The sequence below is a fragment of the Timonella sp. A28 genome (genome assembly GCF_051200815.1).
Classification (GTDB): domain Bacteria; phylum Actinomycetota; class Actinomycetes; order Actinomycetales; family Cellulomonadaceae; genus Timonella.
Genome location: NZ_CP195159.1, coordinates 1,967,762 through 1,979,790 on the forward strand (window position 1 = coordinate 1,967,762; position 12,029 = coordinate 1,979,790).

The window sequence follows — 12,029 nt, forward strand, 5'->3', positions numbered from 1 at the left end:
ATGAAAACGATGGAAAAACAGGCCAAAGAATTCGACACCACAGGCGAAAAATGCGTGAAAATGCTCTTCAAAATACGAGCAGAACTCGCCACTCTAGACGTCGGTGAAACACTCGTCGTTATTTCCGACGACCCAACATCAATTTACGACCTGCCAGCGTGGTGCCACATGACCCACCACGACTACGACAACTACACCCAACACGACGACATCTACCGCCACACCATACGTGTCACCGAACAATCTGCCCGAGCAACCGGCGGAAAAGTGTGGGCCCCACCTGCGTCATAAATTCTTACTACTTTTATGCAGGTGGGGCTTGGGTGTGTTTAGTTTGGGGCGCTCCTGCACGGGTCAAAATCAGGAGTCATTTCTTGCTCAACATATGTTGGCAAGTTTTGTGGTTCTGTAATAGGGCCGTTTTGGGTTGGGATTTCTCGCGTTGGGAACACCCAATATGGTGCAGGCCAGGCTTTAAATTGTGAACCGTCACGAGACACAAGCACACTGGTTCGATATTTCTCGCCTGTGATGCCGTCAACGTTCTCTACTTCTACGGCACGAGAACCCTTTCCTCCAGCAAGAGGCCATGTGCAGATAATCTGCTGTTCTCGTCCGATCGACGACGTGTTTTTGTCATAGGCTTTGTTGCAGGTGGAATCAAAGATAGCGTGTTCGCACACTGCTTGAGGGTTATCTTGAGCGAGCACGTACATATCAGTGACGAGCTCTCGCGCCTGCGCGTCTGACACATCAGTCCTAAAAACACCGTAATGCCAGATGAGGAAAGCAGCGAGAGACGCAAATAGGACGCCAAGAAGAATAGCTCTCCAGAAAGGCCGCTTGTGTACTTTGCTGGGGTAACCCTGTGTGTTGTTTTGAAAACTCATCGTTCGTGGCCAGTGCTTTGCGCGATGTATGGATTATCTTGGCTTTTACGTGTTTTAAGCGACGCTGGTTTTGCTTTATCTAAGCCAGAAGTCATATTGAGATAACTCAAATCAGGAGTATTTTGTGACGGCTTGCTACTGCTCTCCACTTGACTAACTGGAATAAGCTTTTCCGTCTTTCTTTACCAAGTTGATTTCTTGGGTGTGAGGCTGCCCCTCCACCCTGCGAAATTGTTGTAAACCTTGTGCCCCACGGCCGTTTTCGGCAAGCCACATGGCTGCTGCTTCAGTGGTTGATGGTCCGTGAGGGTCGGGGAACACACTATTTGCAAACTCCGAGGGGATCTGTTGATTGCGTAAATCGTGCGACGATATCCGCGTAATCTTCGATGCTAATGAGCCCTGCGTGGTTTGCATTCATGACGTCGCTAAAAGTTCCGTTGAAGCTTTCGGTGTAGTCTCCGAATTCGTCTGGGTGCGGCATTGGAGGGTAGGGCCACCGTGTGAGTTGGTCGAGGAGTTCGTCTCTGGAGAGGAGTCCTGAGGCGTATCGTTCGCATAGTTCGTAAGGGGATGCTGCGCTAAATCCTTCAAGGAGGTCTGGGGTTTTTGCTACTGCGTCGAGTGCTTGTGGGACAGTTGTTTGAGGGATGCGCGCGCCGTTGGCTATTTGGCGGGTTGGTAGTACTTTTGCGCTGTCTTTTAATGCGCGGTTGTAATCAAGTTGGGCTAGTTCTAATGTTCGACGAGCGTTAACCAGCCGAGCGTGTGCTTGTTGCTCTACAGCAGACCCTTCATCCATAAACACAAAACCTCCTAAAAAGTAGAAAAAGAACTCACGTCAACAATAAACCAGATCGATCCCATGAATAACGCGGTCAAACTTTGACTTATCGGTTCAGGTGGCGCTTCTTATTTATGGTGGCTCACTAGTCGCTCATACAAGTCTTTGTAGTCATCATGCGTAATCAATCCAGATAAAATAGCGTCTGTCACTTCGTGAAAGGTGCCGTTGAAGCTTTCGGTGTAGTCTCCGAATTCGTCTGGGTGTGGGGTTGGTGCATAGGACCATCGTGTGAGTTGATCAAGCATGTCTTCACGGTCGATAAAACCTGAGGCGTATCGTTCGCATAGTTCGTAAGGTGATGCTGCGCTAAATCCTTCAAGGAGGTCTGGGGTTTTTGCTACTGCGTCGAGTGCTTGTGGGACAGTTGTTTGAGGGATGCGCGCGCCGTTGGCTATTTGGCGGGTTGGTAGTACTTTTGCGCTGTCTTTTAATGCGCGGTTGTAATCAAGTTGGGCTAGTTCTAATGTTCGACGAGCGTTAACCAGCCGAGCGTGTGCTTGTTGCTCTACAGCAGACCCTTCATCCATAAACACAAAACCTCCTAAAAAGTAGAAAAAGAACTCACGTCAACAATAAACCAGATCGAGATTCCTATTAAGCGTCCATAGAAGAATGGACGTATTTTTATGCGAACCGCTCTAGCAAGTCTTCGTAGTCATCATCCGTAAGCAGTCCACCACGGGCTGCATCTGTGACCTCGATAATCGTGTTGTCAAAGCTCTCGGTGTAGTCTCCGAATTCGTCTGGGTGTGGGGTTGGTGCATAGGGCCACCGCGTGAGTTGATCAAGCATGTCTTCACGGTCGATAAAACCTGATGCGTATCGTTCGCATAGTTCGTAAGGTGATGCTGCGCTGAATCCTTCAAGAAGGTCTGGGGTTTCTGCTACTGCGTCGAGCGCTTGTGGGACAGTTGCCTGAGGGATGCGCGCGCCGTTGGCTATCCGGCGGGTTGGTAGTACTTTTGCGCTGTCTTTTAATGCGCGGTTGTAATCAAGTTGGGCTAGTTCTAATGTTCGACGAGCGTTAACCAGCCGAGCGTTAACCAGCCGAGCGTGTGCTTGCTGCTCTACAGCAGACCCTTCATCCATAAACACAAAACCTCCTAAAAAGTAGAAAAAGAACTCACGTCAACAATAAACCAGATCGATCCCATGAATAACGCGGTCAAACTTTGACTAATCGGTTCAGGTGGCGCTTCTTATTTATGTTGGCTCACTAGTCGCTCATACAAGTCTTTGTAGTCGGTTGAGCTAAGCAAGCCCATGCTAACGGCAACGGAGACTTCGCTAAAGGTGCCGTTGAAGCTTTCGGTGTAGTCCCCGAATTCGTCTGGGTGCGGAGTCGGGCGGTAGGGCCATCGTGCGAGTTGATCAAGCATGTCTTCACGGTCGATAAAACCTGCTGCATAACGTTGACATAATTCAAAAGGCGAAGCAGCGCTAAATCCATCGAGCGCATCCGGCACATTAGTCGTATCACGCAGAGCCTTCGCGACTGCGGGCTGAGAAATGTGTACAGCCTTGGAAATTTCGGCTTGCGTCATTTTCCCTTTCGCGTTTTTCAACGCGCGCTTGTAATCCAGTGTTGCTATCTCTACTCGCTGTCGCGCGCGCATAAGCTTTGCTTGCTCTTGGTTAAAAGGCGGCGGTGTTGCCTGACTCATGTAAGCCTCCTTGGTAGTAAGAATCAGGGATCATCAACCTTATTATAACCAAAGTTATATAACTTTGATTATAATAAGGTTATGAAATGTATCGTCAAGGCTTATCCGGTCTATAGGCATGTTTGACGGGTTATAAAGCGATCGTTTGTGGGAAATCAGCATTAAGATGAGGTGCTCTCACGCGTGTGGGAAATGCGTGGCGGTCTAGGTATCGGTTTGTGGAACGAGGACTTCCCCCCGCATGCGCGGGGAATGCCGTGTGTTTTCGAATGCTGCCACGCTTTGTGCGGGCTCACCCCCGCATGCGCAGGGAACACGTGCGCCACCCAAGGGTTCCACGCGTCTGATTGGGCTCACCCCCGCATGCGCAGGGAACACTCTAATTGATCAGCAAGTTTACTACGGGTTAACTCGATTTTTATGTAGTTCGTGTGGTGTGTAAGCGCGTAACAAAAATGTGAAATACCTTCCACGTCTAAAGTTTTTGGGTTTGTGGTTCTTAACTGACACCTCACAACTGCCGATCGAAAAGATACAGCCCACGCAGAGGAGACCACAACAGGGGGCCGTCTCGTCTGCCCGCAAGCCCGCACTTGCGTAAAGACCCGCGCACACATACAGACGTAACGAGGCCACCGTGTTCAAACAACGCTCCGCACAAGCAAACCCAGCAACACAGCCAGACACGCTCCCACAACAAACAGACACACTCAACAGGCTGCTACGCAAACTCACAGAAACAACCAACAGCAGCGAACACCTGAGCGAAACACTCACAGCCACCCGCACCACACTCAACGCAGAATATGCAGCCTACTGGGCAGTCAACAACGAAGACGACTCACTGCACCTCGCCGCAGAAGCCGGTCAACTCACTCAAGAGTTTAAACACAACCGAAACCCAATCGTTGACGCACACCCAGCAAGCTACCTACATGCAATGCCGCTCAACAACACACCAAAAAGTTTCGCTCTCACAGAACACCTCACATTCCCCCACGCACAAACCGCACACACCTCCGGTGCACAATCAGTAACATGCGTGCCCGTAACCTTCAACGGAACCCACTACGGACACATCGAAGCATTCAACACCAGCAGCAACACACCAACCGACACCCAAAAACACACCCTCTCCAGCGTCGCCAACGCGTTAGCAATATCCATTGCCCGCACACACGTGGAAGAAACACTCCACCAAGCAAAAATTGATGCTGAAGCAACAACCGGCGTACTCAACGCCGTCGTACACGCCCCCGACGCAGAAACCGCACTCGTCAAAGCCCTCGACGAAATTAGAACCGGATTCGGTTGGGCCTACGGATCCTTTTGGCGCATAGACCCACACGCACAAGCCCTCACCTTCGCATACGAATCAGGCGACGCAGGCGCAGAATTCCGTGAAGTAACCCGCAACGCATCATTCGCGCACGGAGTAGGACTAGCAGGACGAACATGGCAGCAACAACGCCTCGTCTTCGTCGAAGACCTCGGCGAAATCAACGACTGCGTACGAGCCCCAGCAGCACAACGCGCAGGCGTAAAATCCGGGGTGTGCATGCCCATCCGCATAAACGGTGAAATCGTCGGAACAATGGACTTCTTTGTCACCACCCGACTCACCCTCACCGATGGAAAACGAAAAGCACTCGAAAACGCGGGCGTACTCGTCGGACAAGCCCTCGAACGCTTCCACGCCGCAACAAACCTGCAACGCGCTGGAAGCGAACTCATCGCCTCCATCGAAGAAGTCGAACGTAACGTACTCACCGCAACAAACGTCGCCTCACAAGGACAATCACTCGTTGCAGAAGCCGACACAAACATCACCGGACTCGGCGAATCAAGCCAAGAAATCGGGAAAGTAGTACGCAGCATCCAAAGCATCGCCTCCCAAACAAACCTCCTCGCACTCAACGCAACCATCGAAGCAGCACGCGCAGGACAAGCAGGACGAGGCTTCGCAGTCGTCGCAAGCGAAGTCAAAGACCTCGCCTCAGAAACCTCCCGCGCCACCACCGAAGTTGAAGAACAAGTCGCAACCATCCAACAGCAAGTAGAAACAGCAATAGCTTCACTCGGCAAAATCCGCAACGTCGTCAACGACATTAACGAAACCCAAAACGTGATCAGCGCAGTCCTCACCGAACAAGCAGCAGTCACCAAAGACATCGTCGGATAACACCACCACAAACACAGGTGAGAGCGCTCCGCAAAGCAGCGCTCTCACCCCACACAAAACAACACGAAAAACACCCCAACAGGTGAAGTCTTCCCCACCAGTTGAGAGCCCAAGCAGCCAGTCATAGTCTCACAAGAGAAGCACAAAAATGAGATGAGACAGAGGCGTCATCGTGACACGAACAAACGTAGTAACAGGAGCAGCCTCCGGGATCGGCAAAGCAACAGCACAACTACTCGCATCCCGCGGCGAAAACGTCATCACCGTCGACATCCACAACGCCGACATCACAGCCGACCTCTCAACAGAAGAAGGCCGAAACCACTATGTTGAGCACATACACGCACGCACCGCAGGCAAAATAGACGCAGTCTACGCCATCGCAGGCCTCGCCCTACCCGAACCGGCCACCATCGCAGTCAACTACTTTGGTGCACTCGCCACCATCACCCCACTGCATGATCTACTCGTCGAATCAGACAGCCCCCGCGTCGTCCTCACCTCGTCCATCGCCTCATACATGGGTTATGACGAACCCCTCCTCAACGCACTCCTCCACAACGACGAACCCTACGCGCTACAACTCGCACAAGAACTAGCAGCCGACGACCTACGAAAAAACCTCATCTACGGCACAAGCAAACACGCCCTCACCAGATGGATCCGCGCCAACGCAGTAAAAGACGAATGGGCGGGACGCGGTATAGCAGTCAACGGAGTAGCGCCCGGACTCATCCGGACCCCAATGACCCAAGACCTGCTCGCCAACGACGAATCACGCACAGCAGTCGAAGAACAATGCCCAGCCCCCTACCACGGGCCAGTCGCCCAACCCGAATGGATCGCCTCAACACTCGCATTTCTTGGCAGCCCCGACAACATGTTCATCACCGGTCAAGTACTTTTTACAGACGGAGGAGCAGAGGCGCTCGCCAGACCAGAACTGGTATAGCGCCTCACACGCAGGGTGCGCGCAGGGAAGCGCACCCTCACACTGGGATGGACGAGACGCGGAAATTACCGCAACTCACCACCCTAGGGCGACGATCTGGTCGAGTCAGTCTGGGATAACTGCCTCGACCAGACAAGCCCTACGAATCCAAGCGTTTACCCGTGACAACCGCGTCCGAGATTTCATAACCCAAAGATTCATAGAAACGTAAAACATCAGTGTTGCTGCTGCGCACCATCAACTGAATTTTGACGCAACCCAAAGATTTCAGGCGCTCTTCAGCTTCTTGAACGAGTGCTTTACCGATTCCGCTGCCTTGAGCAAGCGGGGCAACAGCAAGGTAGTACAGCCATCCACGGTGTCCATCAAAACCGCTTAAAACTGTGCCAATCACATGGTCGGACTCGTCAACAGCAACAAGAAAATGTTTAGGCCATGTGTCATATGCGCGAGCGATGTCGTGATGCGGGTCGTTCCACGGGCGGACAAGACCAGCTTCTGTCCACAATGCAACGGCCGCGTCAGCATCTCCTGGCGAGTACTCACGAATAGTGAAGGTCATTCTTGCATCTTCCTCCGCCCATGCTTGGCGAACAAGAGGCTCAACTACCACGCTTTTGAACGTGCAATCACACTATTTTAATGTATGGCAGATACCGTAAACCTAAAGAAAAATATGAAAAATTTGGAAAGTGTTACGGTACTACATGCCGTTGGGCTCATGATTTGAAAGGAAAAGATGGAACTGGGAGTACGTGAACAGCAACGTCAGCGCACTCAAGCAGCAATATTGGATGTTGCAGCACAAGAATTTGACCGCCGCGGTTATGCAGATGTTTCTTTAAGTGACATTGCAGCGAAGGTAGGGGTCACGAAAGGTGCTGTGTACTTTCATTTTCCATCGAAAGCAGCTTTAGCTACGAAAATTATTGAGAAGTATTTTGTTGCGTGGCAGGCACTTCTTGGCGAAATAGACGCACAAGAGTTAAAAGGTATTCCTGCTTTACGGTGGTTGTCGCATGCCGTTGCCGAGCGTTATCAGCAAGACCCTGGGGTTCGTGCCCCGCTGAGGCTGATGCGAGAAGCAGACATTATTGGTTTAGATTTCCCAACACCATTTGTGGCGTGGATAAACGTTGTTACTGAAAAACTAGAAGAAGCCCACAATATGGGGGTTCTACAGGATCACATTGACGTTTACGATGCGGCATGGCAGATTGTCGCCAGTTTTTTTGGCGCTCAAGAGGTGTCACATCATTTGCGTGGACGCGACGATTTAGTTGAACGAGTCGACAAGATGTGGCAGTTGTTGTTGCCCGCGTTAACTGTGCATGATTCGAAACCGTAATGAAGGAAGCATCGTGCAGGATTCACTCCTGCACGATGCTTGTTTTATTCAACGCTTTTTAGTGCGCTGGTCATATCGATACGGTTAATGCGGTGAGTGAGCAAGAACGTAGCGGTCAGCGCGAAACCAATAGTTATTGCTGAGGCGATAGCCCAACTAAGTGGCGTCAAATAGGGCTGATAGGCTGCGCGTTCGGTACTGAACAAACCAACATACTTGGTTAAGAACCACCACCCGGCAGGAATACCGATGAGCCATCCCACTAGTGTTGTAAAGAAATTCTCTCTACTTGCGAGGGATCGAATCTCTGAAAGACGAAACCCGAGCACGCGTAATGTTGCATAATCTCGGACACGCTCAGCAAAACTAAGCGCCCCCAAGTTGTACAGCACGACGACGGCAAGAACTATCGCGAACACTTTAATTAACGTGAAAACACTAGAGAGCGAGTTGACGAGTGCTTGAGCGTTTTGGCGTTGCTCATCCAAGGTGAGGGAACTGAGTGCGCCAGGGATTACGACATTAGTATCGGGTGCTTGTGACGCAAGGAAACTATTTGGAGTGAAGTCTCCCCCCGCGAGTTCCCACGCTGGTGCAGTAAACAGTACTCCTTGAGGTTCTGACACTTGAGTAACCGCCACGATATGCGTGTCAATTGTTGTGCCGTTCGGTAGTTTTACGCTCAGGGGGTCCTGCACCGTAAGGCCAAGCGTGCGCGCTAAATGTTCAGATATGACGGCACCTTCATCAGGGCGTAGAGGCTGACCTTTGTTGTCGAAAACCTGAAAATTAGTTCCTTCATCTAATACCGTCAGAACGTGGTCCGTGCCTGAATCCGGGATGATCCGCACAGGTGTTTGTTGTATCCATTGGCCTTCTCCTACTGCTTGTTCAATATTTTCTTTCTCGGGTTGTGTAGCAGTTGGAGAGATGCGTAACTGAGCGTCATATTGATATTGCTGGGTGTATGAACGTTCTACCTGTTTGTTGAGGGTGTCGGGCATGCCAAACCCTGTGGCAAGCAGCATCATGCAACCCATAGTGGCAATAATTCCCATGGCTACACGAACAGGGTTTCCAGAGGCATCACGTATTGCCCAGCGACTACCGAAAGCCACTCGTCCCCAAAATGATGTGAACCGTTCCAACGGGGAGCGGCGGGCACGGCCAGCTTCAGGTCGCATACCTTCAGCTGGGTTCATTCGGCGCATGGGGCGGGTCGCAGTCCATGATGCCAAAACACATACGGCAAGTAGTAGTGCAGGAAGCACCAAATTTCCTACAGTGTATGCCGGTTCCCATGAGGGTAAAGAAAAACTATTTTGCTGGGTGCTTAATACGTATCGTGACAATGTCGGGGTTAAAACAAGACCAACAACGCTACCTAAAAGTACGGTAATTGAGCCGACGATACTGTAATACCAGCCGACAGTTCGGTTGGTGCAGCCCAAGGCTTTTAAGGTTGCCACTTCAAAGCGCTGAATATCGGTCAGTCGTCGAATAGACGTGAAAATAGATAGCAATGCGACGAGCAAAAACAGTGATGAAAACAGGTATGACATGCTTTTGATTTGTTCGGCGCGTTCATAAGCGGTAGCTACATAGGGGTGGCTGTCGCGTTGCATATAAGAGCCGTATTTTTCACCAAGAGCCTGTGTTGCTTTGTCTCTCAGGCCTTCGGTTTCGCCACGAACCAGAACTGTTTGTTCAATTGGTTGTGTCGTTGTGAGTGCTTTAAAAGCATCGATATCCACGATGGCGTATCCGAAGGATGCGGGTTCAGGTGACACAAGTCCGGTGCCGGTATACGCGATTTTGTCGGGTTGGATGATTGTTCCCGCAACTTCACGTTGTACGTCGGTTTTTCCTGCTCGCACAGTCACAATGTCACCTACGCGTATGTCATTGTGTTGCGCATATTCGTTATCAACCCAGACACCCTTTTGCGATGTCACAGTTTTACCCGACACAACGTAAGGAACATTCAGGGTGTCTGAGACAAAAGGAGAGATACGAAGAGTGCCCGTATCCGCGTTGTCTATATGTGTCGCTTGTGTTGATGAGACAAGTGCAGCTTCGCTCACCCCATCAATCTGTTTAACGTTGTTGAGGTCGGTGGTGGTTAAACCGTGTCCAGCAACCCACGCGTCAGGCAGGGCATTAGCATCAGCGAAAGAGTGCAATTCGTTTTCGATGCCACGCCAACCGCCACCTAAACCCGAAAATATGAGGACACTCAAACACGCCATGAAAGACACGGCAGCAAACTGTGCCCAGTACTGTTTGAGGTCGCGCCTGAGTTTACGAGCAAGAATCCCAAACATGACTAGAGTCTTTCTTCGATGATCTCTGGCGAGGAATTAACAGAATTTTCGACGACTTTTCCGTCAGCGAGCCTAATGAGTCGGTTCGCAGACGAAGCTAATGACGCATCATGTGTCACAACGACGACAGCCGTGTTACTGGTGTGAGCGGTACGTTGCAGTTGGCTGAGAATGTGTAAACCAGTTTTTGAATCGAGTGCGCCGCTTGGTTCGTCGCATAAAAGTAGTGCTGGTTTTTTTGCTAGCGCACGTGCGATAGCCACTCGTTGCATTTCGCCGCCGGAGAGGTGACGAGGAAACTGATTTAATCGATGCCCTAACCCGACCTCTTCAAGGAGTTGTTTGGCCACATGTGCGGCTTCTTTGTGTGGCATGACGAGTGCCGCAGCAAGTGCAACGTTTTCTGATGCGGTGAGGTTAGGAATGAGGTTGTAAAACTGAAAGACGAACCCAACTTGTGTGCGTCTGTAGTTGGTGAGTTCTTGTTCAGAGAGACTTTCAAGGGCTTTATCGCCTGCGGTAATTCGACCGGAGGTGGGCCTGTCCATTCCGCCAAGGATGTTTAATAGTGTGGATTTTCCCGACCCTGAAGGCCCCAGTATCACAGTGAAGTTATTGGAATGGATGTTTACATCAACGTCAGACAGCGCAGTGACTTGCGCGTGTCCTGTTCCAAAGATTCGAGTGACACCGCGCGCTGAAATGTGTGCTGTGTCGAGGGCTACCATTGCACAATCACAGCTCCGTAGTGTGTCCCAGCACCTGTTCCGACAAGTAGTGCGCTTTCTCCGGGCTTAATGGGGGTTCGGTTAAGTGCCAAAGGAATGCTTGCAGCGATAGTGTTTCCGACTTCTCCTAAGGTGACTGTCATTTTGTCCCAGCCCCAAAAGTGCGACATTTTATGCATACCAGCTTTGCTGGTCTGGTGCGGAATGATGCGGTCTATTCCTGCGGTGCTTTTACTTAGCCCAGGGCGGAGTTCTTCAAGGAACGAGGGGAACAGGCGTATCGCGCTTTTTAGAAGTCGCAAACCGTTCATGTCGAACTGGAAATCTGAAGGAACTTCATTAACTCGACTTGCTGATAGGCGGCTTCCAAAGCCGCGGATCTCTGCGTCTTTGATGCCGTTTGGATCAGTGGAGAAAGCCATGTCGACGATGCCTTGGCCGGGTGCGGAAGCTCGTCCGACAACAACGGCGGCGGCAGCATCACCGATGAGGATTGCGCTTTCGGGTTGATTGAAGTTGAGTCCGCGGCTTCCAGCTTCGGTAGACACTATGAGTACGTTGTGTGCTCGACCCGCGTCAACAAGGAACGCGGCGTGCTGTAGTGCCAGCAAGAAAGAAATGCATGTTGCGTGTACAGAAAATGCAAAGTGACCTGTGAGTCCGAGTTCTGTCGCCAATAGGGCGCCGCCGTCTGGAATTGCTTGCATGGGGGTCCCTGACGCGTTGATAACCATGTCAATGTCTTTCACGGTTAATCCTGCATCGTCGATGGCGCGTTGTGCTGCAAGGGCCCCAACGTTACAGGGTCTTCATCCGGGCTTATCCAGTGCCGAGTGTGGACACCAGTGCGATCAATGGCTTCTGTTTCAGAGATACCGCATAGCGCTGCAACTTCTCGGGTGGGAACAATGCGACGAGGAAGTGCTTCTCCAGAGCCAAGCACTTTTACGGCAAGAACATTCACGCTTACATCCTTTGTGGGAAGTGATAGTTCAAAGAACATACCAGCCGACCGGTCAGCGAGTACAGAAATTTTTACTGCATAAGCGTCATATCCGACTTTTGTATGATGGAAATATTGGTGATTTCACCAA

General features: G+C 51.0%; 14 protein-coding genes. 4 read left to right on the top strand and 10 right to left on the bottom strand.

The genetic code is table 11. The annotated features are described in order from the left end of the window. Positions 1-9 precede the first annotated feature (9 nt). Positions 10-291, top strand: a complete 282-nt coding sequence (locus tag ACR9EC_RS09280; RefSeq protein WP_435298948.1) for a sulfurtransferase TusA family protein — start codon at positions 10-12, stop codon at positions 289-291. A gap of 38 nt (positions 292-329) precedes the next feature. Here the strand turns inward: ACR9EC_RS09280 and ACR9EC_RS09285 are convergent, their stop codons facing one another. The 5 genes from ACR9EC_RS09285 to ACR9EC_RS09305 form a co-directional block, all read right to left on the bottom strand. Then, positions 330-890, bottom strand: a complete 561-nt coding sequence (locus ACR9EC_RS09285) for a hypothetical protein (RefSeq protein ID WP_435298949.1) — start codon at positions 888-890, stop codon at positions 330-332. Between the two features lie 322 nt (positions 891-1,212). Beyond that, on the bottom strand, positions 1,213-1,692 hold the full coding sequence (locus ACR9EC_RS09290) for a hypothetical protein (protein WP_435298950.1): 480 nt from the start codon (positions 1,690-1,692) through the stop codon (positions 1,213-1,215). A gap of 110 nt (positions 1,693-1,802) precedes the next feature. Continuing rightward, complete coding sequence (locus ACR9EC_RS09295; protein ID WP_435298951.1) at positions 1,803-2,264, bottom strand: hypothetical protein; 462 nt, start codon at positions 2,262-2,264, stop codon at positions 1,803-1,805. Between the two features lie 97 nt (positions 2,265-2,361). Further along, positions 2,362-2,826 (bottom strand): hypothetical protein, encoded by a 465-nt coding sequence (locus ACR9EC_RS09300; protein ID WP_435298952.1) that lies wholly within the window; start codon positions 2,824-2,826, stop codon positions 2,362-2,364. Positions 2,827-2,936: 110 nt separating this feature from the next. Continuing rightward, positions 2,937-3,401 (bottom strand): hypothetical protein, encoded by a 465-nt coding sequence (locus ACR9EC_RS09305; RefSeq protein WP_435298953.1) that lies wholly within the window; start codon positions 3,399-3,401, stop codon positions 2,937-2,939. Between the two features lie 637 nt (positions 3,402-4,038). On the opposite strand from ACR9EC_RS09305, the gene ACR9EC_RS09310 reads away from it, so the two are divergent. Both ACR9EC_RS09310 and ACR9EC_RS09315 read left to right on the top strand, forming a co-directional pair. Continuing rightward, positions 4,039-5,583, top strand: coding sequence for a methyl-accepting chemotaxis protein (locus tag ACR9EC_RS09310; protein ID WP_435298954.1), 1,545 nt, complete (start codon positions 4,039-4,041; stop codon positions 5,581-5,583). A 172-nt stretch (positions 5,584-5,755) separates the two neighbouring features. Then, entirely contained in the window at positions 5,756-6,535 is a 780-nt protein-coding gene (locus tag ACR9EC_RS09315; RefSeq protein WP_435298955.1) for an SDR family oxidoreductase, read from the top strand. Positions 6,536-6,674: 139 nt separating this feature from the next. Here ACR9EC_RS09315 and ACR9EC_RS09320 read toward each other — a convergent pair whose 3' ends face one another. Continuing rightward, positions 6,675-7,148 carry a GNAT family acetyltransferase gene (locus tag ACR9EC_RS09320; protein ID WP_435298956.1) on the bottom strand — a complete coding sequence of 158 codons (474 nt, stop codon included), beginning with the start codon at positions 7,146-7,148 and terminating at the stop codon, positions 6,675-6,677. Positions 7,149-7,274: 126 nt separating this feature from the next. Between ACR9EC_RS09320 and ACR9EC_RS09325 the strand changes: the two genes are divergently transcribed. Further along, positions 7,275-7,883: a ScbR family autoregulator-binding transcription factor gene (locus ACR9EC_RS09325; protein WP_435298957.1), complete on the top strand. Its 609-nt coding sequence runs from the start codon at positions 7,275-7,277 to the stop codon at positions 7,881-7,883. 44 nt (positions 7,884-7,927) lie between these two features. Here ACR9EC_RS09325 and ACR9EC_RS09330 read toward each other — a convergent pair whose 3' ends face one another. The 4 genes from ACR9EC_RS09330 to ACR9EC_RS09345 are packed head-to-tail and all read right to left on the bottom strand — an operon-like array spanning position 7,928 to position 11,899. After that, positions 7,928-10,207 (bottom strand): ABC transporter permease, encoded by a 2,280-nt coding sequence (locus ACR9EC_RS09330; RefSeq protein ID WP_435298958.1) that lies wholly within the window; start codon positions 10,205-10,207, stop codon positions 7,928-7,930. A gap of 2 nt (positions 10,208-10,209) precedes the next feature. Then, positions 10,210-10,935: an ABC transporter ATP-binding protein gene (locus tag ACR9EC_RS09335; protein ID WP_435298959.1), complete on the bottom strand. Its 726-nt coding sequence runs from the start codon at positions 10,933-10,935 to the stop codon at positions 10,210-10,212. Beyond that, positions 10,929-11,684, bottom strand: coding sequence for a 3-oxoacyl-ACP synthase III family protein (locus tag ACR9EC_RS09340; protein WP_435298960.1), 756 nt, complete (start codon positions 11,682-11,684; stop codon positions 10,929-10,931). The genes ACR9EC_RS09335 and ACR9EC_RS09340 overlap by 7 nt, the downstream gene beginning before the upstream one ends. Positions 11,685-11,686: 2 nt before the next feature. Continuing rightward, on the bottom strand, positions 11,687-11,899 hold the full coding sequence (locus ACR9EC_RS09345) for a hypothetical protein (RefSeq protein ID WP_435298961.1): 213 nt from the start codon (positions 11,897-11,899) through the stop codon (positions 11,687-11,689). Between the last annotated feature and the right edge of the window lie 130 nt (positions 11,900-12,029).

Excerpts from the sequence above, each read along its gene's own strand:
- ACR9EC_RS09325 (WP_435298957.1), top strand. The coding sequence starts at position 7,275 with ATGGAACTGGGAGTACGTGAACAGCAACGTCAGCGCACTCAAGCAGCA.
- ACR9EC_RS09295 (WP_435298951.1), bottom strand. The coding sequence starts at position 2,264 with ATGGATGAAGGGTCTGCTGTAGAGCAACAAGCACACGCTCGGCTGGTT.
- ACR9EC_RS09280 (WP_435298948.1), top strand. The coding sequence starts at position 10 with ATGGAAAAACAGGCCAAAGAATTCGACACCACAGGCGAAAAATGCGTG.
- ACR9EC_RS09305 (WP_435298953.1), bottom strand. The coding sequence starts at position 3,401 with ATGAGTCAGGCAACACCGCCGCCTTTTAACCAAGAGCAAGCAAAGCTT.
- ACR9EC_RS09300 (WP_435298952.1), bottom strand. The coding sequence starts at position 2,826 with ATGGATGAAGGGTCTGCTGTAGAGCAGCAAGCACACGCTCGGCTGGTT.
- ACR9EC_RS09330 (WP_435298958.1), bottom strand. The coding sequence starts at position 10,207 with ATGTTTGGGATTCTTGCTCGTAAACTCAGGCGCGACCTCAAACAGTAC.
- ACR9EC_RS09335 (WP_435298959.1), bottom strand. The coding sequence starts at position 10,935 with ATGGTAGCCCTCGACACAGCACACATTTCAGCGCGCGGTGTCACTCGA.
- ACR9EC_RS09290 (WP_435298950.1), bottom strand. The coding sequence starts at position 1,692 with ATGGATGAAGGGTCTGCTGTAGAGCAACAAGCACACGCTCGGCTGGTT.
- ACR9EC_RS09285 (WP_435298949.1), bottom strand. The coding sequence starts at position 890 with ATGAGTTTTCAAAACAACACACAGGGTTACCCCAGCAAAGTACACAAG.